The sequence below is a fragment of the Pirellulales bacterium genome, from assembly GCA_036490175.1.
Taxonomy (GTDB): domain Bacteria; phylum Planctomycetota; class Planctomycetia; order Pirellulales; family JACPPG01; genus JACPPG01.
The window spans coordinates 19,881-45,153 of record DASXEJ010000343.1 but is presented as its reverse complement, the minus strand read 5'-3'; the positions used below and the strand labels follow the sequence as shown (position 1 = coordinate 45,153).

Below are 25,273 nucleotides of genomic sequence, written 5' to 3'. Positions count from 1 at the left end.
CGCGAAAGCACGTCATCGATACGGCCACGCAACGTCTGGCGGGTCTGAAAATCAGTGTACCGGCCCAAAGAGTGCGAAGAAAGACAAGGCGCGAGAGAAGACCGCCTTGCCCGCACACGCCTGGCAAAGAATCGGGCTTATTCCGCCTGGGAACGGGATCAAACGATCAGCACGTCGAGGGCGTGGCCATTGGCCAGACGGCCCCGCCCCCAGCCCGGCGAGCCCACCGTCGTGGCGCTGGTCGAAAACGGCTGCCTGTCCGTCGGCGACTCTTGCTTTTTCCCGCCGCTTCGCCGTTGATATAGGTGAGTCCCCTCTTCCGGAACAACACTTCGGGCATATTTTCGCATGTCGACCGTCCGCTCGTCGCAAATCACGGCCGTGGCCAAGAAGATTATAGCCAACGTCGAAAAGGTCATCATCGGCAAGCGACAAGAAGTGGTGCTGGCGATGGTCGCCTATTTCTGTGAAGGGCACGTCCTGCTGGAAGACGTCCCTGGCGTGGCCAAGACGATGCTAGCCCGGGCGCTGGCCAAGAGCGTGGGCTGCAGCTTCAAGCGCGTACAGTGTACGCCCGACCTGCTACCCTCCGACATTACGGGGGCTTCGATTTTCAACCAGAAGACGGCAGAGTTTGAATTTCGGCCAGGCCCCATCTTTGCACAGATCGTGCTGGCCGACGAAATCAATCGCGCCACGCCCCGTTCGCAGGCGGCACTGCTAGAAGCCATGGCTGAGCGGCAAGTGACGGTCGATGGCACGACCCACCAGTTGGCTGCGCCCTTTTTTGTCATTGCCACGCAAAACCCTGTCGATCACGAAGGGACGTTTCCGCTTCCCGAGGCGCAGTTGGATCGGTTTCTGGTGCGGTTGTCGCTTGGCTATCCCAGTGCTGAAGAAGAAGCCAAGATGCTCGACCGGTTGCAGCGCACGCATCCGATCGATGAATTGACGACTGTGGTCACCGTTGAAGAGGTGCTGGCATGTCAACAAGCGGTGCGCGAAGTGTACGTCGACGAGAAGCTGCGCAATTACATCGTGGCATTAGTTCACGCCACGCGCGAACACGACGACGTTTTGCTCGGCGGCAGTCCGCGGGCGTCGATGGCGCTGCTGCGCACTGCGCAATCGTTGTCGGCGGTGCGGGGGCATAATTTCGTGCTGCCCGACGACGTGAAACGCATGGCCCCGGCCGTGCTCGGCCACCGATTGATCCTGCGACCTGAAAGCCGGCTGCGCAAAGTGACGACCGTCACCGTGGTCGACGAGATTCTCGACCTGGTTCCTGTGCCGATGGTCGCAGGCGAAGCGAGCCGGCCATGAGATGGTTTCTGGCCGCGCTATTCCTGCTGTTGGCGGCAATCGTGCTGCAGCTGGGACTGTTGGCCTATGCCATGTACGTATTGTTGGCTCTGTTGGTGACGAGCCGCTTTCTGGCCAGACGGTGGATCGAGAGCCTGTCGGCGACGCGCGAGTGCAATCGTTTGTCGGCCGAAATCGGCGAGAAAGTCGCGGTGGCTGTCACAGTGGCCAATTCCGGCGCGCTGCCGGTCCCTTGGGTGCTGTTGGAAGACTTGCTGCCGCGCGCCGCGCTCGTGCAGCGTCCGCCGCGATTGAAAATTACGGGAAAACGGCTGGCGATTGCCTTGGTGCCCGGCCACGGGCGCAAGCTGATGCTGTACCAGCTGCACTTCGAGATGCGCGGCTATTACCAGATAGGCCCCTGCATGCTGGAAAGTGGCGACCTATTCGGCTTACACCGCCGCTGGCGCGTGGCGGCCGCACCGCACTTCGTGCTGGTCTATCCGAAGGTTGTTCCGCTAGTGGGCTTCGACATCGCCTCGCGCCGCCCGATTGGCGAGGTGCGGATGACCCATCGGCTGTTCGAAGACCCAACGCGCACCAGCGGAGTGCGATTGTACCAATCGGGCGATGCACTGAACCGCGTACACTGGCGCGCCACGGCGCGGACGGGCGTGCTGCATAGCAAGATTTACGAGCCTTCGTGCATCGCGGGTGCAACAGTATTGTTGGACTTCCATACCGATTCTTATCACAAGCGGCACGAACCGCTGCGATCGGAGCTGGCGGTTACCACGGCCGCTTCACTGGCAAACGCCGTTTATCAAATGGGTCAGCAGATTGGTCTGGTGACCAATGGGCGGGACGCAGCGGATCGCATTCGGCAAGAGGGCTGGGATCACGAATTTCGCACGCGCAAGAACGCCCGGCAAAGCGCCAGTATGACCGAGACTAGCGACCGGCTGTGTCCTGTGATCGTGCCGACGCGTCGCGGAGCTGAGCAGTTGCGCAGCATCCTGGAAACGCTGGCCCGCGTGGAGTTGACCGACGGCCTTTCGTTTGCGCAGTTGGTCCTTGAATCTGCGGCCCGGCTGCCGGCTGATGCGTCGGTCGTGGCCGTGCTCGGCGATGTTTCGGTCGAGACTGCCTGGGCCCTGGGGAATTTGCGGCGCCGCGGCTATGCCGTGACGGCCGTCTTGATTGTTTTCGACGAGCACCAGGCCAGCGAATGTCTCGGACGCTTGATCAGCGTGGGGGTCGATGCACGCAATGTTACCAGCGAGGCGGCACTGGCCGCCGTGTGCCAGCAACAATTGATACGATAATAAATATTTCAAAGGCCACGATGGCCCGCGGCGGAAACATGTCGGCAGATGCCCACGGCGTGTGACATCATCAGGCTTACTTGATTGCCCGCGCGCGACCATGCGACTGAAGTGTGATTGAGAACGAGACATGGCAAACTCGCGTCCAGAACCGACGCTGGCCGATTACATGGCAATCGCCATTAGTCCCGCGCTGATCATGGTGCTGGTCAGCAGCCTGGCGTACTTTCTGCTCACGGTGTTCTATGCCGGCGAATTCGAAGGGCGAATGTACTGGACGATGACTTGCTTCGTATTCGCCGCGGTGCTGATCAGCCGTGTTTCGATCATGGAAGGAGCCGAGCGGGCAAGCATGTTCGGCCTGGCTTTGGGAGGCGTGGCCGCGTTGGCCATGATCAAGTTCACCGACCATCCTTGGTGGGCCTGGTGCGTGCTGGGGGTGATCTGGTGGTGCGCAAGTCATCTGGTCTGGAATTGCACGCTGGTCGACGACGAAGATGACGCCTCTGGCGAGGGTTTGCTGGAAGCGGCCGGATTCGACGCTCCTTTCGCGGAATCGCAAACCAGCGCGACGCCACCCGCCAAAAAGCAAACCGTTACCGCGAAACGCACGAAGGACAAAAAGGTCGCGACTACCGCGCCACCCGCTCCACCACAACCCGTGTTCAAGCGTTTCTTCGCCTGGTGGCAGCGGAGCCTGAGTCGATCAGCGCCGCCGGGGCTGACGGTGGTTTATTTCTCGTTGGCCGCGCTACCGATCTTTGGACTGGGCCAACACTTTGTTGGCGAGGGAGACCGACAATACGCCTTCCGGCTAATGGTGAGATACGTAGCAAGCGCGCTCGGCCTGTTGCTGACCACGAGTTTTTTAGGACTACGTCGTTACTTGAGACAGCGCCGGCTGGAAATGCCTGCGGAAATGGCGGGGGCCTGGCTGGGAGTAGGCGCCTCGATGGGCGTCGTCATTTTGATCGTGGCGATGCTGATTCCACGCCCTAATCCCGAATATGCAATCTCGTCGATCACTGGTTCGTTGGGCTCGCCGGAGCGCGATGCCAATTCGTACGCACCGCTACGTAACAGCCCAGGCCATGGCGATTCTTCGTCAACCGCCCCTGCAAACGACCCAGCGCAACTGAAGCAAGATCCGCCTGCCGCGCAGGGACAGAACGACCCTTCGACAACCTCGGGCGACAGTCGCGCCGACAGAAAGCAACCGGGCTCGACCGATCCGTCGCAGTCGCCGGCCGGCACCAACGCGTCCGGACAACAATCTTCAGCAACGCAGCAGTCCGGACAAAAGCAATCTGGCCAGCAACCATCTGGACAACAATCGGCCGGGCAATCTTCAAGCGGCCAGCAAAAATCCAGCCCGCAGCAAGCGGCACAACAGCAAAACTCGCAGGCGTCGCAGCAGAATGCGCAGTCGCCAGCCGGCAAGCAAAGCCTCGCAGCACCGCAAGAACAACAATCGGGCGGCAAACCGCCGGCAACTGACAACGCGGCGAAGCAGCAACAATCGAACTCGCAATCGAGCGCTGGCCAACCGGGTGGAAACACTGAGACTCAGAGTCGCAGCGAAAAATCCGCCGAAGCGCGCGATCAGACTTCGTCGAAGATGGCCCAAGCAATGTCTCAGCATGCGCAGCAAGCGCCCGCCCTGCCGAGCGCTCCGTTAACGATGGGCTTGTCGCTGCTGTCGTTATTAAGAATGATCGTTTATGCCGTCATTATCCTGGTCGGCATTTACTGTCTGGTGCGGTATTGGCCCCAGGTCAAAGAGCTCCTGGCACGGTTGCGGCAAGAGCTCATGGATCTTTGGAACAGCCTGTTCGGCGGGCGGCGCAAAGCCGTCGAGGCTGCCGCCGAACTCGAATCGCAACGCGCAACGTTACGTCCGTTCGCGTCGTTTGCCGATCCTTTTGTGTGCGGCGCCGCCACGCGCCACGCCCCCAACGCGGTCGTGCAATACAGCTTCGAGGCGCTCGAGGCCTGGGCTGCCGAACAAGATCTCGCCCGGCGGAGCGACGAGACGCCGCTGGAATTCGCCACCCGGCTCGCCGACGCACGCCCGCCGCTGGCGGCTGGGGTGCAAGACTTGGCGAGCCTGTATGCCCGCATGGCCTACGCGCGCGAGACCCTGGGGCCAAATGATCTCGGAGGGGTCCAACGGCTTTGGGCGGCCTTGCGTCAAGCGGCCGCCGTACTGTCCACGGCGCGCGGCTAGCGCCGTAAACGAGGACGATGACTCGGAGCGAATCATCGCACGGGCGATTTGCTATGCCTGCGCCGCATAGCGTTCGGCGTATTCGATGATCCACAGGTCGACCATTTGGCGGTAACTGGCCAAGTCGACTTCCCAGATACGCTGAAAATGGGTGCGGTTGAAGATTTCTTTATTGGAAACCGTTCCCTTGGCCGTCAATTCCAAGACGTGAGAAGCAGAAAAAGGGCGTACGGCCACTTCCAAACGGCTGAACGAATTGCCGCCACGGCGTACGTCATCGCGGCTGATCGCGCCCCCCCAACCGCGATCTCCCGACAGCGATTCGTAACGAAATCCAAGAAAATGATCCGGCAGCCGCCGCACCGCTTGTTCGATATGATCCGACAGCTCGAGCCGATATTGCGAGTGCAATCGGCGCAACTCTTCTTCGCTGACAGCCTGCTGGGCTTGGGTCTGCGATTTGGCGGCATGCTGTTGCTGGCCGCGAGAAATCGCTTCTTGCAAGCGCTTTTCAAAGTCCATGCGGCTAACTCGACGATTGCTCGCCCGCCGATGTCTCATCGGGGCGCTTCTGTTCGAAGAACTGTTTCAGATCGCCAAATGTTCGCAGCGGCTCGCGCCCCTCGGCCATATCCTTGGTCAACGGCACGACGGGGCGTGGCTTCGGCTTGGCACGCGGCGGTGAATGCGGCGCCGGCTTCTTGCCGTAGGCGTTATCCGCGCGTGCGGGACGCTGACCGCCGCCTTGACGCTGCCCAAAGCCTGGACGTCCCCCTCCGCCGCCGGATGGCGTGGCTGCCGGCCGTTCTGGACGGCGTTTCTCGACGCGCGGTGCACGTCGCTCTTCGGCGCTACGACGCGCGGCCGGATCGATCATGGTTAACGACACGCGACGCCGTTCCTTATCGACGGCCATCACCCACACGCGCACGATGTCTCCTACCGAAACGCTGTCGTGGGGATCTTTGACGAAGTTGGCGGACAATTGGCTGACGTGAACCAGGCCGCTATCTTTCAAGCCAATGTCGACGAACGCGCCGAAGTCCACCACATTCAGCACGGTGCCCAACAACTCCAGGCCCGGCGCCAAATCGTCGAGCTTGAGAATTCCCTTCTTGAAAATCGGCTTGGGGAGCGATTCGCGGGGGTCGCGGCCGGGACGCGCTAACTGGGTCACAAGGTCGGCCAGCGTCAGTGCGCCGACCTGCACCGTGGTAGCCAGTTCCGCCAGATCGGCGGTTGCCAAGCGCTGATCCAACTCGGCCGCCTGGGCTTTGTCGGTCAGGACGGCGGGCGTGGCGCCGGTTTTTTCGAGCAGCTGCTCGGCGGCAGCGTAGCTTTCCGGATGGATCCAGGTGACGTCGAGCGGATTGTCGCCCCCTACGATTTTGAGAAATCCGGCGGCCTGGACGAATGCCGCCTCGCCAAAACCTAAAACCGAGCGCAACTGCGCGCGGCTCGCGAAAGGTCCGTGCGCCATGCGATGGCTGACCAGTCGCTGCGCGGTGAGCTGATTCAGGCCAGAGACATAACGTAACAGCGGAGCGCTGGCCGTGTTCAGGTCGACGCCGACGAAGTTGACGCAGGACTCGACGACTGCGTCTAACGACTCGCGCAGATGCTTCGCCTTGACGTCGTGCTGGTACATACCGACGCCAATATTGGCCGGGTCGATCTTGACCAGCTCTGAGAGCGGATCCTGCAAGCGCCGGCCGATGCTGATCGCTCCGCGTAGCGTGGCGTCGTACGCGGGGAACTCTTCGCGTCCAATCTGGCTCGTAGAGTAAACGCTGGCGCCCGCCTCGTTGACAATCACGTAAGAAATATTGTCTGCCGCGAGTTCGCCGGCAATCAGCTCGCTCGCGAATTGCTCTGTCTCGCGGCAACCGGTGCCGTTGCCGATTGCGATAACCGACAGGCGATGGTTGTGAATCAACTCCACGATCTTGGCTCTGGCTGCAGCCCGCCGCTCTTCGCTGCCCACAAGGTGCACCACGCCATGATCGAGCAAATTGCCGAACTCGTCGAGTGCGGCCAGCTTGCAGCCGCTTTTAAAGCCGGGGTCGAGCGCCAACACGCGTCCGTCGCGCACAGGGGGTTGCAGTAGGAGCTTGCGCAGATTGCGGGCGAAGACGTCGACGGCGTGCGTCTCGGCACGGTCGGTCAACTCGCGGCGCATTTCTCGTTCCAAGCTGGGCAGGATCAGCCGCGCGAGTGCATCGCGACCGACGCCACGCAAGAAATCGGCGTGCAGCCGGTCCACGCCAACGACCAATTCGTCGAGTGCCCGGTACATGCCCTCGGTGTCGGCTTCGATCTTGATGCGCAGAATTTTGGCGCGCTCACCACGATTGATAGCTAACACGCGATGCGGTGGAATCTTGGCGAGCGCTTCGCTGTAATCGAAGAAATCCCGGAACGCCTTGCCGTCTGGCTTGCCTTTTCCCTTCTTTACTACAGGAGGCGGCGGCACGGCCTCGGCCTTTTCTCCGTCCAGCTCGGCGGCCGGGTCCGCGACCGGTTCGGCGGCATGGGCGGTTTCTTTGGATTCGGTCTCTGTGGCGGTACTGACCAGGCGACCGCTTTCTTCCAGAATCGTTCGCAGCCGGCCTCGCAGATCGGCGCGCTCGCTAACGACTTCGGCCAAAATGTGCCCCACACCCAGCAGCACGTCGCCGATGTTTTTCAATTGCCGGTCGGGATTGACGAAGTCTGCGGCGCGGGCGTCGAGATCGACGCAGGCGGGATCGCCGGACAGGATCTCGTCCGCCAGCGGCTCCAGTCCGCGGCTGCGCGCCGCGGTAGCTAGCGTTTGCTTCTTCGGCTTGTATGGCAAATACAGATCTTCGAGCCGCTTCATCGTGTCCGCGGCCTCGATGAGCGCCGTCAATTCCGGCGTCGCCTTGCCCTGTGATTCGATCGAGCGGAGGATCGTCTGCTTGCGATCTGCTAGCTGCCGTAGCTTGAGTACCCGTTCCTGAACGGCGCGGATCTGCTCTTCATCCATTCCGCCCGTCTGATCCTTACGGTAGCGGGTGATGAACGGCACAGTATTGCCGCTATCGAGCAGGTCGATAACTGCCGCGACGCGGTCGGGCGATAGGGCGAGCGGCTGTGCGACTTTTATGAGATCGAGATCGATCGAAGAGATCATACGCTCCACATGACCCGCGGATCGAAGGGGGTGCCTTCGACGCAAGGTTCCTTCTGCCAAGGCCTTAATCGTTTCGCAATCTAGAAACACCCGACATTCGTGTCAAGCCGCCGAGAGGTCACAATATTACCCAGCCTGCGCAATTCCCGTAAATCGGGAGACCCCAGATTTCAACCATGTATACGCACCGGCAATCGGTGCCACGCGGACTCTGCGAAAAGAATGCTTTCTCGGCCAAATAGATCAAACCTGCAGAACGCTCTTAGCCGATACATGCAACACGAAACCAGGGTGGGCGCAGAGCGGTGCGCGTTGTTTTCCGCGCACACGACATCGGGTGCTAGCGGTGCGGCCCGATGCTCGTCCCAGGGATCCGCGACGTAAGGATGCGTTGTCATGTCCCGTAGCCAATTGCGTGTTTATCACGGTCCCGAGTCTGCCACGACCACCGCAGGGCGGTCGCAAGCGCAGGAGCACAATGTGCAGCTTCGACTCGGCGAGATTTTTCCTCTACTAGCCGACGCCGTGCGCAGCGAGCGCACCTGGCTACGCGACTTCGAGGATGACGAGATCACCATCTCGATGGATCTGTACGAGGTTATTCTGGCCTATCAACATTGTCGCCGTCCGTCCGCTTGAGCACACCTTGCGGACATCTGGCATTGTTTCTTCTTCACCGGACGCCTCTTCGAGACGGCCGGTTTTTCTTTGCGCCCGCCGAGTTCGCTCCGGAAACTGGCACTAGGCGAAATGGCATCGCGGGGTTACGCCTTGCTTAATTCACTCACCGCTTCGTCGACGTCTGGAAACGTCTCGAAAATCTTGTCCAGCCGCATGGTGACCAACACCTCGGCGCAAAAAGGCTGCACTCCGCACAGTACGAGCCGGCCGTTCCGTGCATTAACTCGCTTGCAAACGCGTACCAGCACCTCGATGAATGCCGACCCCATGTAGCTCGTCTTGGAGAGGTCGATTGCCACCAGTGGCGGCTCGGCGGATTGCGCTTCGGCCAATAGCCGATCGCGCGCATCCTGAAACCTGGCTTGATCCAGCGCGCCGTACTCCGCATCGAGCGCAATTACCGTCACGTCTCTTTGCCGGCGAATTTGCACCATAGCGGCAGCGAGCAACTCTCGTCGCGTCGAAACTCCTAAATCGAAACTTGCCCCGTCTGGTACGCGATCCGCGGGGGCCCAAGGGCCTGCAGTCTAAGCCGCTGCCCATATCCCGACAAGTATGAGCATATCCCGTGACACCATTCGCGGCCACTGTTGCGCGTTATGCAATCGCCCCTAGTTCCACGTCGTGCGCGATACAAGCCACGCAGTCTCCCTGCGCAACCATCGACGGCGCGCGCGTGCCCAAAAGCACTCCGGCCGTGGGGGCGAAAATCGGAACAGGATCGCGCTCGGGACGTTCAAGAAAATGGATCTGTCCCACGAGCTCGCCTGCGGCGACATCCTGGCCCAGATCCGCCACATTCTCGTAGATACCCGATTCCGGCGCAAAGCGGTAATCTTCGCGCTCCAGTGCTTGAACCCACCGCGTCGGCGGCAGGCCGCGCTGCTCGCGCGATTCGGGCCGGCCGGCCAACAGCCCAAAGTGGGTCAGCACATTTTTCAAGCCGTTTTGGGTAGTCCGGTGGACGGCGGCGGTCACATTCTCGCTTCCGCCCATCTCGGTCGTGATGACGATCTTGCCCTGCCGTTCGGCTTCCACCGGCAACAATCCAGAACCGGCGATATCGGCGTATAAAAACGAAAAGTCGGTGTTGAAGGCGGTTGTACCGGCGATCATTTCTTGCCGCTGCGCGCGATCCGGCACGAGATGCATGTGCGCACAGGGATAAAAGTCCATGCTGCGGCCGCCGGTGTGCAGGTCAATGACAATATCGGCCAGCGGAAAGAGCACCGTCGTCAGGTAATGCGCGATGATCTCGGTGACGGTCCCATCGGCGCGCCCGGGAAATGCCCGATTCATGTTCCTGCCATCCAGCGGAGAAAGTCGCGTCGCAGCCTTGGCTGCTGGCACGTTCAGCGCCGGAATCAAAATCAGCCTGCCCTGAACCTGAGCAGGATCGAGTTCTCGCAACAACCGCATGATGGCGACCTGGCCTGGATATTCGTCGCCATGATTGCCGGCCATCACCAAAGCGGTGCGTCCCGTACCATTGCCAATCGCGGTGCATGGAATCAACAGATTCGCCCAGCCCGCCAGGTTGTATGAATAGGGCACGCACAAATGGCCGTGCTGCTTGCCCGGGCGGTCGAAATCGACCGTAGAAACGATGGGGCTGGAATCCATGAGGCGGGGCGTGTTCCAAGGAATTAACAAAGTACTGTGCTACAGGAAGCGGGCATGCTAACCGGCACATATGCCGTTCGCAAATGCCACGGCCACACTCTATTAAAGAAGTGTGGAGGGCTTCCAGGGCCACCAGTCTGCCAACGCTCGCCGGTCTTTGCGACTTACTCGGTCGGCGGTAGGCATTTCTCAAGAATCTGGTCGGCTGTTGCACCCGCGGGGATTTCGTCAGGGCCACGCATGATGCCGCGCATATGATCCGCCAGGCGCGTTGTTAGTTCGTCGACGAGCGCGGCATGCTCTGGTCGCGCCGCAAGGTTCGTGGTTTCGTCAGGATCGGCCTCGACATCGAATAGCAACACGGTCTTCCCAGGCAATGGCCGTCCGGTGGTGTAACCGTCTTGCCGCTCGCGTCGTCCTGTGGAATAGATCAGTTTCCAGTGGTCGGTGCGAATCATGGCTTCTTCATTCTCGGCATATTCCACAAACACACAGTCGCGATGAACCTCGGTTCCGCCATCGAGTACCTTCACCAGTGAGCGACCTTGTACGGCCTTGGGCACCGACACGCCGCATAGCTCGAGAACGGTCGGCACGATATCGATTAACTCGACCAGCGCCGGCGACGTGATGCCGGCGCGCACACGGCCTGGCAGTCGCATGACCAAGGGGGCACGCACCGCCGGCTCGAAGCAGCAATGTTTCTCGAAGCGACCATGTTGGCCGAGCATATAGCCGTGATCTCCGGTGTAGATCACCAGCGTATCGTCGGCATGGCCTGATTTGGCCAATTCATCGAGCACGCGGCCGACATTCTTATCGAGAAACTCGACGGACGTGTAATAAGCCGCGATGATTCCCTGTTTTTCTTCGCGCGACAAACCACGAAAGCAAGCGGGAATCTGTCCTTCGTCGTCTGGGCACAATTCCGGCACTGCGAACTGTGCTGGATCGTGCCGACCGCGGAACTCGATGGGAAAATGAAAAGGAGAGTGCGGCTCGTAGAAACTAACCATCAGCAGAAAAGGCTCGTCGCCTGCGGCGCACAGCTGTCGCCCTGCCTCGGCGGCAAAAAACGTCCCCGCCATGTCAGCGTCCGTCGCGCCATAGGGTCGGCAGAAGCCATTCAGCCAGATACGCGCTGGATCTCGAAAGGGCCTCCACTCAGGTAATACGTCAATCCCAGCAGGCAATGGTTCTGGCTGCCGGGTGGCGATCGTCCTTTTGTGGTCCGGCAAATCGATCAAGTGATCGAATCCGTGTTTGAGCGGACTGTTGAAGTGCATCTTGCCGATGGCGGTCGTGCGGTAACTGGCCTCGTTCAGCATCTCGGCCAGCGTCGTTTCACTCTCGGCAAGCGGCGTCTTCAGTAATGTCACGCCGACACTGTGCGGATACCGGCCGGTGAGAAAGGACTGCCGCGAGGCCGTGCAGACTGGCGCGTTGCAATACGCGCGGCTGAACCGCATCCCGGCGGTGGCCAGATTATCGAGCCGCGGCGTGCGCACCTGCTGATTCCCGTCGGCACCGCAGACGTACGCGGCATGGTCATCCGCACAGATCCACAGCACGTTGGGGCGACCGGCCGCCTGCAGCACACTGCACGGCAATGCCCACCATACGCAAGCCATCGCGATGGCTAAGTGTGCAATCGAGGGCGACTTGAGGAATGACGCCGGAGGCGCGAAACTCGTATTCTCGATCATGCTCCGATGATAGACTGGGCCTGGCTGGTCAGCGAGTCCGTCGGCGGCGGCATCAAGCTACCTCGTTCTGCAAGGTCGAATGCGCATGGACCTCGAATCGATATTCAGCTTAGCAAGCGGTCTGGCGCTGCCCGGCTGGCTGCTGCTTATCGTTGCACCATGGTGGCGCTGGTCGACGCAATTGATTGCGCCGGTTCTCATCCCACTTGTTCTGGCGCTCTTCTATGCCTACTTAATGGCAACCGGCCTTGGGCAGGTCGAGGGAGATTTCAACAGCCTGGCGGGGGTGCGCGAGCTGTTTAAGAGCGACCGCCTGCTGTTGGCCGGCTGGATCCATTACCTGGCTTTCGATTTATTCATCGGCAGCTGGGAGGTCCGCGACGCCCGCCGGCTGGGCGTCCCGCATTTTCTAGTGGTCCCCTGCCTGCTGTTAACATTGGTGGCTGGGCCGGTGGGGCTGGCACTGTACTTTGCGGTGCGCGGCGCACAGCGAAAACTGTGGATCGACGATACAGTGGCCGTTTCGGTTGCCCCCGCAGCCACTACCGTTCTGACTGGCACGGCGACGATCGGCGGAACCTAGGCAAAGCCGGGAAGGGCCGTTTCGGGCTTCGACACGGGGGGGGTCGCGCGGAAGCCGTGTTTTTGCAATCTATTTGCTTCACCAATCCTCGCCCGTCTATATTGAACCGGACGAGGGGGGCCTCGTGCTGAACTTTGGTGCGAGGAGGCTCCATGTGGTCGTTGCTGCCGCTGGTAGCCACGATTCCCGCCACGGCAAGCTACCGATTGCCGAACCATGGGCGCCCCTTTGAACGAACCGTAGCTAACGCCCGCCGTCGACGAAAAATCACCCCGAGGTCGCGGATGAGATTCTCGCGCCTGATCGTCCTCATCGTTGGTATTGGTCTTTCGGTCGGCGCCTCAGGTGCCACGGCTGACGATGCCAAGCCCGCTGACGCGAAGCCCACCGTCAGTGTCAGCTTCTATCGCGATATTCGCCCGCTGCTGCAGGATCGTTGCCAGGGGTGTCATCAGCCGGCCAAGCAACTTGGCGGCCTGGTGATGACCAGCTACGAAAGGATCAAAAAAGGCGGGGAAAGCGGCGCACCTGGCGTCGTGGCCGGCAAGCCGGAAGAAAGCGAGTTGCTCTCTCAGATTCTTCCTCAAGGCGATAAGCCGCCGGCCATGCCCAAGGGAGCGGCGCCTCTCAAGCCGGATCAGGTCGAGCTCATCAAGCGTTGGATTGCCGAGGGGGCCGCGGACGATACGCCCGAGGCAGCCGAAATTGCGGTCGATCGCGATCACCCACCGGTTTATACGGCGACACCGGTTTTAACCTCGCTCGATTACTCGCCCGATGGATCGCTGATAGCTGTCTCGGGCTACCACGAAGTGCTGCTCCATAGTGCCGACGGCAGTGGCCTGGCTGGCCGTCTCATAGGACTGTCCGAACGTATTGAATCGGCGCGATTCTCTCCCGATGGAACGCGTCTGGCTGTGACCGGGGGCTCCCCGGGTCGTTTCGGCGAAGTGCAGATTTGGGACGTTGCGACGCGCGAACTCAAGCAGTCGGCGCTCGTCACGTATGACACCATCTATGGCGCCAGTTGGTGTGCCGATGGAACAAAAGTGGCATTCGGCTGTGCCGATAATACTTGCCGCGCTATCGACGCTGCGACCGGCAAGCAAATATTCTTTCAGGGCGCGCATAACGATTGGGTGCTCGACACAGTATTCTCCGTCGATGGCTCGCACTTGATCAGCGTCAGCCGCGACCGCTCGATGAAGCTCAACGAAGTGGCCACTGAACGTTTCGTCGACAATATCACCAGCATCACGCCCGGTGCCCTCAAAGGGGGCCTGATCACGGTGGATCGTAACCCACAGAAGGATGAGCTATTGGTGGGAGGCGCGGACGGCACTCCCAAGATTTATCAAATGCACCGCACTAAAGCGCGCCAGATCGGCGACGACTTCAATCTGATCCGTGCGTTTGAACCGATGCCAGGCCGCATTTTCTCGGTGCGGTATAGCGCTGATGGATCGCGGATCGTGGCCGGCAGTTCGCAGGACGGCCAAGGCGAAGTCCGCGTCTACCAGGAAGCCGACGCCAAGCTCGTATCGCGATTCGCCTACGAGCATGGCGCTATCTACACCGTGGCCTTTCGACCGGGAGGCAAAGAAGTGGCTGTCGGCGGCTTCGACGGCATGGTGCGAGTATATGATCCCGATTCCGGCAAGTTACAGCGTGAGTTCCTGCCAGTTCCGCTCGCGGTCGCTGCCACCGCGCAGCAGGCCACTCGCTAGGACGCGAACCTCGATACCGATTTCCACGATACGCGGAGAGGAAGTTTCAACATGTTCAATAATCGGACCATGCCGCAAATCGCTGGCCGGTGTGCCTGTGTCGGAGTTGCCGTATTGCTCGTCGTCGGCATGGCGCAGGCCGCACCCGACGCGACAGCTTCTTCTGTTGCTGCGGCAGAAAAACTGCCGGACGGTGCGCAGTTGGTCGCGCTGGAAGCGATACCCACCAGTATCTCGCTCGCGAATCAGTATACCTACGCCCAGTTGCTGGTAACCGGAGTACTGGCCAGCGGCGAACGGGTCGATGTCACGCGCATGGTCGCGATCGAGGAGCCCGCCGGAATCGTCAAGCTGAACGATCATCGCATCGTGCGACCCATGGCCGACGGTCAGTCCGCATTGCAAGTCTCGCTGGCGGGCCAGATGCTGTCGATTCCCGTCACGGTCACCGGTCAAAAACACAACGAACCCGTGAGTTACATTCGCGACGTGAATCCCATCATGTCCAAGATGGGTTGCAATGCGGGCACTTGTCACGGCGCGGCCAATGGCAAGAACGGCTTCAAACTGTCGCTGCGCGGCTACGACCCACTCTTCGACCATCGTGCGCTGACCGACGATCTGGCCGGTCGCCGCTTCAATCGCGCCGCTCCGGACCAAAGCTTGATGTTACTCAAGCCCGCCGGGGGCGTGCCCCACATGGGCGGCGTTGTGACGCATCGTGGCGAGCCATACTACGAACTGCTGCGCGCCTGGATCGCGGACGGCGTAAAACTCGATCTCGACACACCACGTGTGACCAAGATCGAGGTCCTACCGCAAAGTCCCCAGATCCCATTGCCCGGCATGAAGCAGCAAGTGATCGTCACAGCCACGTACGCGGACGGCACCGTGCGCGACGTCACGGCGGAGGCGTTTCTAGAAAGCAGCGTCACCGACTCGGTCGAAGTCGACAAGCAAGGCCTTGCCACTGGCACGCGACGCGGCGAATCATCGCTGCTGGCACGATACGAAGGAGCCTACGCCGCCACGACCGTGATCGTGATGGGAGATCGCAGCGGCTTCGCCTGGCAAGACCCGCCGGCCAACACGCACCTCGACACGCTCGTTTACAACAAGCTCAAGAAGATCAAGGTGCAGCCCAGTGATTTGTGCAGTGACGCGGAATTCTTACGACGCGTCTATCTGGACCTGGTCGGCGTACCGCCCCAGCCCGAGGTGGTACGCGCGTTTCTGGTCGACACACGTGATACCAGGATAAAACGCGACGAGACGATCGATCGCTTGATCGGCTGCCCGGAATTCGTCGACCACTGGACCAACAAGTGGGCCGACCTGTTGCAGGTGAATCGCAAATTCCTCGGCGAAGAGGGAGCTTGGGCGTTCCGTAATTGGATCCGCCAGGCACTGTCGGACAACATGCCGTACGACAAGTTCGTGTACAGCGTGCTGACCGCGTCAGGGTCGACGCTGGCGAACCCACCCGCCTCGTACTACAAGGTTCTCCGCGCGCCTGTCGACGCCATGGAGAACACGACACAGTTGTTTCTTGCCGTGCGATTTAATTGCAACAAGTGTCACGACCATCCGTTCGAGCGCTGGACCCAGGACCAGTACTACAGCCTGGCCGCGTATTTTGCGCACGTGGGACGAAAAGCCTCGCCCGAATTTGCCGGCCGCACCTTGGCCGGCACTGCTGTCGAGCAAGCCCTGCCGCTAGTTGAGGTCGTCTACGATCAAGGAACGGGCGAAGTGACGCACGAGCGAACAGGCAAGGTAACTCCCCCTTCGTTCCCTTACACCTATCCCGGCGCTGAAGCCGCGCAAGCGGCGCCTGCGCGCCGCCTGCAGCTCGCCCGCTGGATCACGTCACAAGACAATCCCTATTTCGCCAAGAGCTACGTCAATCGGATTTGGAGCTATTTGCTGGGCATGGGCATCATCGAGCCCATTGACGACATTCGCGCTGGTAATCCGCCTTCAAACTCGGAATTGCTCGACCGGCTGACGTCGGATTTCATCGGCAGCGGCTTTAACGTTCGCGAGTTGTTCCGTGAAATCTGTAAGTCGCGCGTTTATCAACAATCGTTGACTACCAACCAGTGGAATCAGGACGACGAGATCAATTTTTCGCACGCACTGGCGCGCCGACTGCCAGCGGAAACGCTCTTTGACGCTGTTCACGTCGCTACCGGCTCGCGGCCGCGCCTGCCGGGAGTGCCCGAGGGATTCTTGGCTGCTCAGTTGCCTGACAGCGGCGTAGAGCTGGCCGATGGTTTTTTGAATCTGTTCGGTCGCCCGCCACGTGAGAGCGCTTGCGAGTGCGAGCGTTCGACCGGTGTTATGTTGGGGCAGGCGTTGAACCTGGTTAATGGACCGACGATTGCCGAAGCGATCGCGGATCCGCAGAACCGTATCACGTCGTTGGTCAGCGCCCAGCCGGACGATTCCAAGCTGGTAGAAGAGCTTTTTGTCTCGATTTTGGATCGTTTCCCGAAGGCCGAGGAGTCGGCCGCCGGTATCGCTGCCATTAACGCTGCGAAGGACGAGTACGAAACATTGCAGGCCAAACAGGTGGTGTTCGAGCGCGAGCAGTTGCCGGCGCGCCAGGCCGAGTGGGAGACCCAACAACAGATCGTCACCTGGACAACGCTCGACGTTCTGACGGCCAACTCGGCTGGCGGCGCAACGCTCGTCCAGCAGGCGGACGGCGCGATTGCCGCGACCGGGACGAATCCGAATACCGACCAATACACGATCCTGGCCGGGACGAAACTGGCCGGCATTACGGCGCTCCGCATCGAAGCGTTGCCAGACGCCAGCTTGCCCGCCAGCGGACCCGGTCGCTCGCCCAACGGGAATTTCGTTTTAGGTAGCGTCCGCGTATCCATCGCACCACAGGGCGACCTGGCCGCCGGGCGCGCCGTGGCGTTGCAAGGGGGCGAAGCCGACTTCGCTCAAGAGGGTTATGCCGCGGCCGGCGCGATTGATGCCGAGCCAAATTCCGGCTGGGCCGTCATGCCGCAGTTTGGCAAACCACATGCGGCCATCTTCGCGACCGGCGAGGATGTCGGCATCGCGGGTGGCAGCGTATTGTCCATCGTCCTCGATCAACCCTACGGCGGTCAGCATACCTTGGGGCGGTTCCGAATCTCGGCGACCACGGCCAAGCGACCTGTCAAAATGGACACGATGCCAGGCGAAATCGTTGCCATCCTGGCGACGGCGCCGACGACCCGCACGGCTGAGCAGCAAGCGGCGCTAAGTGCCTATTACCGGACGCAGGATACGGAATGGATGCGGCTAAGTGCCACGCTTGAAGCTGCGCGGCAGGCCCACGCCCAATACCGGCTCCAGGGAGCTCAGGACCTTGCGTGGGCGTTGATCAATAGCCCGGCGTTCTTGTTCAATCGCTAGTTCGGTATGCCACGCAATCGCCGGTTGTCCGCGATTCGAGCGGTGCGGGGAAATTGACGCGCAAAGGCGCTCGGGCGGCGCGGAGCATGTGCCCAGCGTTCTTGGGGAAGCTCGCCCCATCTCATCGCTACGTCTCCTGTAATCGTTACGTGCCGCTCCCTTTCCATCGCTCGGCCTGTCCGGCGAAGTCCAGGCGTGGCATTGACGAGCGGGTTTCGGGCCGGCGTTTCGGACGGCTGCGGCCTATGTTTTCAATAGGTGGTGCCTCGTCTTTGACGCTGCGCCCCTTTCCCTGATCATTGCCGACCCCCCCATGCGCGAGGCTAACACCATGAACTACACATCCAAGTTCTTGCCGCGCTCCACAGATCAGTTGGGGTCGGCGAAGATGAAACGGCAGCTCTACATGGTGTTGATCGTTGCCGCGGCTTTGTTCATTGCCGTGCGCGGCGGGCAACTCGTTGGGTCATATCTGCGGAGTGAACCGGCGCCTGCCCCGATAGCCTTGGCAGTCGAAGCCACAGAAGCCCCGATGGCGCAGAACACTGCCTCTCAAACGGCTGAGCAGGCTCCGCAGCCGAAGACGATCGCTGCCGATATCGCGCCAGTTGCTACCATGACGCACTCGGCCAACGCGACGAATATGGATGACGCCCTGATTCTGGCGGCGACAAATCCACCTCAGATCGTGGTGATTGAGAATGTCGTCGAGGCTTCGATCGTGCGTATTCGCGAAAGCGGATTAGCGTCGGACACTGCTGAATCTGCCGACGACTTGTCCACTACGGTAGACGTGGCTGATGCCGACCAGCAGTACGGCAACGTCGTGTCAGCGCCGACAGAAACAGAAGCTGCCGAACCGAAGGTGCTCGCGAACTCGTCACGGGACGTGGTCGTACGCGTTTTCGCCGCATTGGGTTCAGACGGCGTTCAGCGCCTCTCGGCCACTACGGACGACACCCAGGCAGACGCCACATTGTCTGCGACCGAACCTCAGAACGAAGGGTCGGCTGGACTAAACTCACTGCAAGTACTGGCCGGCCAATTGGCCCGTCACAGCGAATCTCCCGAAGGATCGATCGGCAACTCGGTAGCTCCGACCTCGGATACAGCCAGGCAGGCCATAGCGCAGTTGTTTGGCGGAACAGCTCCGCCCTCGGATGAGAGACCGGTTACGCTCACCGCAATCATCAAATCGGTTGTCGAAACAAGACTGGCAACGGACCCGGAATACGCTCACGAACCGGCCGAAACCCTTATTCAACTCAGCGCGGCGGCATACAGCGAAGACGCAGCGAATAATCTGGACGGCGCGTCGACGTCGGAAGTCCCGAGCGACGCGCAAACGGCCGAAACGGCGACCACGGACGCGATGGACTCTGACCGCGACACCAGAGAAGCAGTAGCACAGACCTTGAACGAGCCTGTAAACCAGGAAGGCGCGCTTGGCACACAAGTCGCCAGCGACACTGCCACAGATGCCGAGGTCGCTACCGAGCTACTGTTGGTCAACCCGCCGGAAAGCCCGGGTGCCATCCGCTACCTGGTGAACGGCTATGTGTTCTCAATGGCGCCGGGACATTCCCAGCATCTGCCGGCCGGTCGTGAATGGCGGGTCAAGTTCCATCCAGGCGGCGACTTCGATGATGTGGAACTCTCCCTGCGATCAGGAACGTATGAATTCCGAGCAACGAGCACAGGCTGGCAACTGTCCGTCACCGAGGGGGACGCCGCGAGCCGATAGTTCGAGCCGGAGACGCAGCTAGGTCCGGGGCGCGTTGGCGCGGCGGGCCGATGGTCCGGCAGACGTGGTGGGCAGGTCGTTGCGGGGCGCCTTGGGTTTGTCTACGGGGGTTGGCTTCACGACGGCACCGCTTGTATTCGCGGTATCCTGCGTGCAGCAACCCGTGCCTGCTCCGCTGCTCCCCGGCGTGAAAGACGCCGACCGGCATTTGGCACATGTAGCTGCCGTGCTGCATCCCTTCGCCCCGTAGCACATCGCCGACGGCTTGCAGCAAGCACCCCCTTTGTTCCATTTAATCAATTCCGGTGAACAAGCACCCGACGCGCAGTGGAAGTACTGATACGTTCCTTGATGGCAACCGCAGGCATTGAAGCAGCGCGGCTCGCCGCAATAGCCAAACCAGGGGTCGCAGCAGGCGGGCACTCCCGGCCATACCGACATGCGACCACCGGCGGCTGTGTAGCCAAAGTCGGGGAAATAACCAGAGGCACCGGGGCCACCGAAGGCAGCCCCGCACGAAACGCCCGTAGCAGCCTCACCCGGAGCGTACCCAGCATCAGCGTATTCGCCGGAGACCTGGCCTTCTTCGGTGACGATCTCTTCGCTGGTAACCTGCGAGGTCAGACGCAGAGAGGGTCCGTTGTCGCGTTGCGCCGCGTCCGAGGTTCGCGACGTCCCTGTCGCCCGCACGACGCGTATGCCGCTCTGCGCTTCGGTGCGCTCGGCAGGAATCAGGGCCAGCGCGGCAGCAAGAACCGGCCAGGTTAGTAACCGCATGACGATACTCCACTCCGTAGCGTTAAAGTGTGCGCCCTGTGCCGGAGAATGGGACTTGGCCAGCGACGCAAGCAAGCGATGCCGGGCATCGCGTCATTCATGCAGTCGGCGGTCGCGACTGGCATTGGTGAGAATTCGCCCAGTTCTCGGCAAACGCCGTAAGCTGTGCAGATGCGCGCTAATCCCCAAATGGCCCGCCGATGATACAGCTAGCAGGGGGATTGCTGTGTACTTGAACGCGCGTGACGGATATCAGGCGTCTACCGTTTGAGGAGCGAACCGTGCCAAGCCACGTCGGATTTCGTCGGCCGAAAGGCCGAGCGCCCAGGCTGCGGCAGCGGCTGGCAGCGCGTAATCCAGCACGGTAACGTCGAGTTTGCCGGCCTCGGGAACGGGGATTTCCCAGAGTGGCTTGTCCGCGTCGAACAAAGCCAAATTGTTGTCGACGACCGATGCCGTCCGCCCTCCCTTGGCGCGGTGCTCGACGACCACTCGATTGCGCGGATCGCGCGCGTAGAAGATCACCGCACCGTGACAATACTCGGCCATGCCGACAACGGCCGCATCTTCCGCGTTGAGCACGGCCCAGCCGCGATCGCGAGCCACTGCTTCCACGACGCAGCGTTTCAGCACCGAAACCTGTTCGACCTTTTCGGCGTCCGCCAGATCCGCACGATGCTCCTGCCCTACGCCGGTCACCACGGCCACGTCACAGGAGTCGAAGCCCAATCCCTCGTCACGTACGCTTTGAGCACTGACCTCGCACACGACCCATTCGACGAGCGGATGTTGCAGCACGGCCCGGGCGCCGTCATAGCCACTAGCGTCGCCACGCTTTACCAGGTCGCCGTTACGGTACACGCCGTCGCTCGTGGCGATCCCCACGGGGCCGTGGCCCCGGTCGAGAATATTACCCAACAGCCGGGCGGTTGCTGTCCTGGCGACATTTCCCGTCACCGCCGCGAGTGGAATGCGGCCTGTCTCACCGGCAGGAAACATCGTGGCGATGATCGCTTCGCCGACCGGCCGCGGCGAGCCGGCCGATGGTTGGACGTGCATTTGCAGGCCCGGGCCCGCGTTGACTTCCACCACGGCGCCCCCCTGGTCCTCCAACGGACGGCCGATGTCCTCGGCGACGATATCGAGTCCTGCAATATCGAGGCCGACGACGCGCGCCGCCTCGATGGCCCGCGCCGCGACGTCAGGGTGAACGCGATCCGTGATATCAGTATCAACGTTGCCATTCCGCTTGATCAGAATCCTCGTGCCGGGCGCCGGCACTGAATCCGGTTGAAATCCCTGCTGTTCGATCGCCAAGGTCGTCACGGGATCGAGCTCGATCGTATACAGCAGGCTCGAACAGTCCTCTCCGCGACGTGGATCCGAGTTGAGCTGTTCGTCGATGAGTTGCGCCACATTGCGGGCGCCGTCCCCCACGATCACCGCTGGCTCGCCACGCGATGCCGCGACCACCTGGCCGTTGACAACCAATAATCTGTGTTCGAGTCCCGGCGCGAACCGCTCGACAAGCACGCCACTGCCAACGCCATCGGCGTACGCGAACGCGGCGGCCACCTGCTCGCGCGAGGTCAGTCCGGTGAAGACGCCACGGCCGTGGTTGCTGTCGCGCGGCTTAACGACGACGGGCAAACCGATTTCCTGCGCAGCCTCCCAGGCGTCAGCTGCGTCGGAGACGGGGCGTCCTTCAGGAACTGGCACGCCGATGGTGCGCAGCAACTGTCGCGTCAGCTCTTTGTCGTGCGCAATCGACTCCGCGATAGCGCTGGTGCGATCTGTTTCGGCTGTAAGAATGCGCCGCTGCCTCGCGCCCCATCCCAACTGTACGAGGCTGCCCGTGGTAAGCCGATGGATGGGAATGTTGCGCGTCTCGGCCGCCGCCACGATCGCGCGTGTGCTCGGTCCTAGCAACACATCGTCGGCCATTTCGCGCAAGCGGGCGATTTCGGACTTGATGTCAAAAGGCCGATCGTAAACGGCGGCCTGGTTCAATCGCATGGCCGTCGCAAAACATTCGTGCCCCAACACGGCGTCCTCGAATTCGATGACCACCTTGTAGACTCCCTCTTCGGTGGTCTCGCGCGCCTTGCCAAAGCCGACGTCGCAGCCACACAGTTGCTGCAACTCGAGTGTGACGTGCTCGAGAATATGTCCCTGATAAGTGCCGCGCCGTAAGCGCTCGAAGAAGCCCCCTCGTTCTCCGATCGAGCAACGGTGCTCGATCATGGTAGGGAGCCAGGACATGACTCGTTCGTTGAAGCCGGGCAACTCATTGGAAGGCGAATCCTTTAATTCCCCCAGGTCGATCAAGGCTTCCAGCACCGGAAACCAAGCCCAGGTGTTGGAACCTCGCAACGTCCGAATCCGACGGATTTCCATGAGCCACCTAGAACCCTGAGTGCAACTAGTTATGCAGACGGACGTTGCGGCGCCACATATAGTCAGCGGCGCAACCCAACCCCCGCAGCGGACACCCGCATTCCCCGTCCGCTCAGCTTTACGCACCCGGCCACAGGCGGTCAAGGGCCGAAGAATCGCCAAAAACCGGAACTACGGGAAGGGCAATGGTTTTCGCGAACGCATTTGTCCGAGCGGTTTTAGGGTTTACAATTGACTGCCGCCCCGCCAGAGCTTGTATCTCCCCGCGCACCGCACACGCCCGCTTTCTTGGAGCTATCCTCACTTGGACGACGTACCCTTCATTCTTCCGGCTCTTCCTGATGCGTGGCGCCGTGTTGCTCTGGCGCACTTGGATGCGGGCGAAGTCATCCACGCCTGGTTTGCTCCGGATCTCGACACAGCGCTCGACTATGCCGACGGTTTAGTGTTGCTCACCGACCGCCGATTGCTATCGGCGGAAGTGACGGCCGCGGAAAAAGATCGCGGTAACGCAACGTGGCAGTCCTGGCCGCTAGCAAGTGTCGCGAACCTGCGCGCGAAAGAGCGCAACGGCCTGGGCATGCTCGAACTATTGGGAACCGACGCCCGCCTGGGGTACTGGCGATATACAAACGGCCGCGCCGTTGACGCACACGAGTTCGTGCGCCGCTTCGATGCCGTGCGGCGCGGGTTGCCGCTCGACTCGGAAGAGCAGGAAGAAGCGGAAACGTTTGCGCAGCCTGCCGCCGAAGCGGTCAGCACGCGCGCCCTGTTCCGCTTGGCGCGATTCGCTCGGCAACGTTCCAGCTTGATTCTGTTGGGTTTTGTTCTCACGGTCGCAACCACGGCCGTAGGGCTGGTGCCCTACTACCTCACAGTTCCCCTCATGGCGGGACTACGTCAGCATTACGAGAAGTACGAGGAAATTACCGAAGAACGACGGCTCACGCCTGCCGCGAGAGAGAAAGCCCTGGACGCACTGCAGGATCACGACGGCCCGCCCCTGGGCTGGTTGGTTTCCTATTGCCTGATGGGCATGGGCGCGGCGGCCATTGCAGCGTGGCTGTTCGGCTGGGCCCAGGGCATCGTGATGGCGCGGGTCAGCGAGCGCATCGCGGGCGATTTACGCAGTCAGACCTACGCGCACCTGCATCAACTGTCGCTGGAGTTTTTCGGCGGCAAGCGTACGGGCGACCTCATTGCGCGCATTTCGAGCGACACTGACAGGATATGCAACTTTCTGGCGGACAACGTCGTCGATTTCGCCAGCGATATCCTGATGTTTATCGGTATATCAATCATTCTTTTCACTTGGGACCCGGTGCTGGCTCTGGCTGCCCTCTTGCCGTTGCCCTTGGTGGCGTGGCTGGTTTACCACGTGCGAGGACAATTGCAGCACGGTTTTCAGCGCGGCGGCCGCGCCTGGTCGGAAATGACCAATGTCCTGGCCGATACGATTCCCGGCATCCGGGTCGTGAAAGCGTTCGCCCAAGAGCAGCGCGAGATCCGTCGCTTCCAGCGCGCCAACGATCGTGTGATCGAGGCCAACAATCGCGTCAACACGGTATGGGCCTTCTTCTGGCCGCTGGTGCTGTTTTTGAACACGGCAGGCTTGATGGTGGTCTGGGCGTTCGGGGCCTGGCGAGTCTTTGATTTCCGGATCGAGCCGGAATATCTCTTCGCCTTTTACCTATACATCATGCGGTTCTACACGAGGCTAGAGTCGATGAGCCGCATGTTCTCGATGACGCAACGGGCCGCGGCCAGCTCGCAACGAATCTTCGAAGTGCTCGATCGCGTCCCCAGCGTGCCCGAACCGGCCAATCCCGTGAATCCTGGTCGGATCCGTGGGGAAATCGAACTCCGCGGTATCGGTTTCCGCTACGGAAATCGGCAGGTTATCGAAAATGTCGATCTCAAAATCGCACCGGGCGAACTGATCGGCCTGGTTGGCCCCAGCGGCTCTGGCAAGAGTACTCTGGTGAACCTAGTGTGCCGCTTTTACGACGTGACCGAGGGGTCGGTGTTGATCGATGGCGTAGATGTGCGACAGCTCTCCGTGTCTGAGTATCGGCGCCATATTGGCGTCGTGCTGCAGGACCCGTTCCTGTTTTATGGCACGATTTCAGAAAATATCGCCTACGGCAGACCGGACGCCAGCCGCGCGGAGATCGTCGCCGCAGCACGCGCCGCCAAAGCCCACGACTTCATCATGCGACTGCCCGACGGGTATGATTCGCTGGTCGGCGAGCGTGGGCAAACGCTCTCCGGTGGCGAACGGCAACGGATCTCGATAGCCCGGGCCGTGTTGATCGACCCGCGTATCCTGATCCTGGACGAGGCCACCAGCTCGGTCGACACCGAAACCGAGCGCGAGATTCAAGAGGCGCTGGACAACCTCATCCAAGGGCGCACGACAATCGCGATCGCCCATCGCCTCAGCACGCTCCGCCGAGCCGATCGACTGATCGTGCTCGATCGTGGTCGGATCGTGGAAAGCGGGCAGCATCAGGACTTGCTGCAACTTCCCGGCATGTACGCACGCTTGCACCGTGCGCAATTGGCGCTGGCGCAGGAAGCTGCCGAGTGACGCTTGCCTCTTTTGCTGAT

The 25,273-nt window shown here is 61.1% G+C and carries 16 protein-coding genes; 9 read left to right on the top strand and 7 right to left on the bottom strand.

Annotated elements, in window-relative coordinates; genetic code table 11:
* Nucleotides 1-348: 348 nt before the first annotated feature.
* The 3 genes from VGG64_25955 (at nt 349) to VGG64_25945 (ending at nt 4,854) form a co-directional block, all read left to right on the top strand.
* The gene (locus VGG64_25955) at nt 349-1,323 is read left to right on the top strand and encodes a MoxR family ATPase (protein ID HEY1603075.1); all 975 of its coding nucleotides are present in this window, start codon (nt 349-351) and stop codon (nt 1,321-1,323) included.
* Nucleotides 1,320-2,627, top strand: a complete 1,308-nt coding sequence (locus tag VGG64_25950) for a DUF58 domain-containing protein (GenBank protein HEY1603074.1) — start codon at nt 1,320-1,322, stop codon at nt 2,625-2,627. Before VGG64_25955 ends, VGG64_25950 begins: the two co-directional genes overlap by 4 nt.
* A gap of 130 nt (nt 2,628-2,757) precedes the next feature.
* Complete coding sequence (locus VGG64_25945) at nt 2,758-4,854, top strand: DUF4129 domain-containing protein (GenBank protein HEY1603073.1); 2,097 nt, start codon at nt 2,758-2,760, stop codon at nt 4,852-4,854.
* 51 nt (nt 4,855-4,905) lie between these two features.
* On the opposite strand, the gene VGG64_25940 is transcribed toward VGG64_25945, so the two are convergent.
* Both VGG64_25940 and VGG64_25935 read right to left on the bottom strand, forming a co-directional pair.
* A complete protein-coding gene (locus tag VGG64_25940; protein ID HEY1603072.1) occupies nt 4,906-5,376 on the bottom strand; it encodes a hypothetical protein in 471 nt (156 codons plus the stop codon).
* A 4-nt stretch (nt 5,377-5,380) separates the two neighbouring features.
* On the bottom strand, nt 5,381-8,008 hold the full coding sequence (locus VGG64_25935) for a Tex family protein (protein ID HEY1603071.1): 2,628 nt from the start codon (nt 8,006-8,008) through the stop codon (nt 5,381-5,383).
* Between the two features lie 396 nt (nt 8,009-8,404).
* On the opposite strand from VGG64_25935, the gene VGG64_25930 reads away from it, so the two are divergent.
* On the top strand, nt 8,405-8,647 hold the full coding sequence (locus VGG64_25930; protein HEY1603070.1) for a hypothetical protein: 243 nt from the start codon (nt 8,405-8,407) through the stop codon (nt 8,645-8,647).
* A 125-nt stretch (nt 8,648-8,772) separates the two neighbouring features.
* Here VGG64_25930 and VGG64_25925 read toward each other — a convergent pair whose 3' ends face one another.
* The 3 genes from VGG64_25925 to VGG64_25915 all read right to left on the bottom strand — a co-directional run bounded on the left by VGG64_25925 (nt 8,773) and on the right by VGG64_25915 (nt 12,018).
* Nucleotides 8,773-9,138, bottom strand: a complete 366-nt coding sequence (locus tag VGG64_25925; protein ID HEY1603069.1) for an STAS domain-containing protein — start codon at nt 9,136-9,138, stop codon at nt 8,773-8,775.
* A gap of 148 nt (nt 9,139-9,286) precedes the next feature.
* The gene (locus VGG64_25920) at nt 9,287-10,312 is read right to left on the bottom strand and encodes a succinylglutamate desuccinylase/aspartoacylase family protein (protein HEY1603068.1); all 1,026 of its coding nucleotides are present in this window, start codon (nt 10,310-10,312) and stop codon (nt 9,287-9,289) included.
* Between the two features lie 164 nt (nt 10,313-10,476).
* Entirely contained in the window at nt 10,477-12,018 is a 1,542-nt protein-coding gene (locus VGG64_25915) for a sulfatase (protein HEY1603067.1), read from the bottom strand.
* A gap of 85 nt (nt 12,019-12,103) precedes the next feature.
* On the opposite strand from VGG64_25915, the gene VGG64_25910 reads away from it, so the two are divergent.
* The 4 genes from VGG64_25910 (at nt 12,104) to VGG64_25895 (ending at nt 19,489) form a co-directional block, all read left to right on the top strand.
* Nucleotides 12,104-12,601 (top strand): ABA4-like family protein, encoded by a 498-nt coding sequence (locus VGG64_25910; GenBank protein ID HEY1603066.1) that lies wholly within the window; start codon nt 12,104-12,106, stop codon nt 12,599-12,601.
* A gap of 284 nt (nt 12,602-12,885) precedes the next feature.
* The gene (locus VGG64_25905; GenBank protein ID HEY1603065.1) at nt 12,886-14,328 is read left to right on the top strand and encodes a c-type cytochrome domain-containing protein; all 1,443 of its coding nucleotides are present in this window, start codon (nt 12,886-12,888) and stop codon (nt 14,326-14,328) included.
* Nucleotides 14,329-14,379: 51 nt separating this feature from the next.
* Complete coding sequence (locus VGG64_25900) at nt 14,380-17,745, top strand: DUF1549 and DUF1553 domain-containing protein (GenBank protein HEY1603064.1); 3,366 nt, start codon at nt 14,380-14,382, stop codon at nt 17,743-17,745.
* Between the two features lie 331 nt (nt 17,746-18,076).
* Entirely contained in the window at nt 18,077-19,489 is a 1,413-nt protein-coding gene (locus tag VGG64_25895) for a hypothetical protein (GenBank protein ID HEY1603063.1), read from the top strand.
* Nucleotides 19,490-19,507: 18 nt separating this feature from the next.
* Here VGG64_25895 and VGG64_25890 read toward each other — a convergent pair whose 3' ends face one another.
* Nucleotides 19,508-20,266: a hypothetical protein gene (locus VGG64_25890; protein ID HEY1603062.1), complete on the bottom strand. Its 759-nt coding sequence runs from the start codon at nt 20,264-20,266 to the stop codon at nt 19,508-19,510.
* A 252-nt stretch (nt 20,267-20,518) separates the two neighbouring features.
* Nucleotides 20,519-22,663 (bottom strand): cyanophycin synthetase, encoded by a 2,145-nt coding sequence (cphA, locus tag VGG64_25885; GenBank protein ID HEY1603061.1) that lies wholly within the window; start codon nt 22,661-22,663, stop codon nt 20,519-20,521.
* A 304-nt stretch (nt 22,664-22,967) separates the two neighbouring features.
* Between cphA and VGG64_25880 the strand changes: the two genes are divergently transcribed.
* The gene (locus VGG64_25880) at nt 22,968-25,253 is read left to right on the top strand and encodes an ABC transporter ATP-binding protein (GenBank protein ID HEY1603060.1); all 2,286 of its coding nucleotides are present in this window, start codon (nt 22,968-22,970) and stop codon (nt 25,251-25,253) included.
* Nucleotides 25,254-25,273 lie beyond the last annotated feature (20 nt).

Excerpts from the sequence above, each read along its gene's own strand:
- cphA (HEY1603061.1), bottom strand. The coding sequence starts at position 22,663 with ATGGAAATCCGTCGGATTCGGACGTTGCGAGGTTCCAACACCTGGGCT.
- VGG64_25900 (HEY1603064.1), top strand. The coding sequence starts at position 14,380 with ATGTTCAATAATCGGACCATGCCGCAAATCGCTGGCCGGTGTGCCTGT.
- VGG64_25905 (HEY1603065.1), top strand. The coding sequence starts at position 12,886 with ATGAGATTCTCGCGCCTGATCGTCCTCATCGTTGGTATTGGTCTTTCG.
- VGG64_25950 (HEY1603074.1), top strand. The coding sequence starts at position 1,320 with ATGAGATGGTTTCTGGCCGCGCTATTCCTGCTGTTGGCGGCAATCGTG.
- VGG64_25920 (HEY1603068.1), bottom strand. The coding sequence starts at position 10,312 with ATGGATTCCAGCCCCATCGTTTCTACGGTCGATTTCGACCGCCCGGGC.
- VGG64_25955 (HEY1603075.1), top strand. The coding sequence starts at position 349 with ATGTCGACCGTCCGCTCGTCGCAAATCACGGCCGTGGCCAAGAAGATT.
- VGG64_25910 (HEY1603066.1), top strand. The coding sequence starts at position 12,104 with ATGGACCTCGAATCGATATTCAGCTTAGCAAGCGGTCTGGCGCTGCCC.
- VGG64_25930 (HEY1603070.1), top strand. The coding sequence starts at position 8,405 with ATGTCCCGTAGCCAATTGCGTGTTTATCACGGTCCCGAGTCTGCCACG.
- VGG64_25940 (HEY1603072.1), bottom strand. The coding sequence starts at position 5,376 with ATGGACTTTGAAAAGCGCTTGCAAGAAGCGATTTCTCGCGGCCAGCAA.
- VGG64_25895 (HEY1603063.1), top strand. The coding sequence starts at position 18,077 with ATGAACTACACATCCAAGTTCTTGCCGCGCTCCACAGATCAGTTGGGG.
- VGG64_25945 (HEY1603073.1), top strand. The coding sequence starts at position 2,758 with ATGGCAAACTCGCGTCCAGAACCGACGCTGGCCGATTACATGGCAATC.
- VGG64_25935 (HEY1603071.1), bottom strand. The coding sequence starts at position 8,008 with ATGATCTCTTCGATCGATCTCGATCTCATAAAAGTCGCACAGCCGCTC.
- VGG64_25890 (HEY1603062.1), bottom strand. The coding sequence starts at position 20,266 with ATGCGGTTACTAACCTGGCCGGTTCTTGCTGCCGCGCTGGCCCTGATT.
- VGG64_25915 (HEY1603067.1), bottom strand. The coding sequence starts at position 12,018 with ATGATCGAGAATACGAGTTTCGCGCCTCCGGCGTCATTCCTCAAGTCG.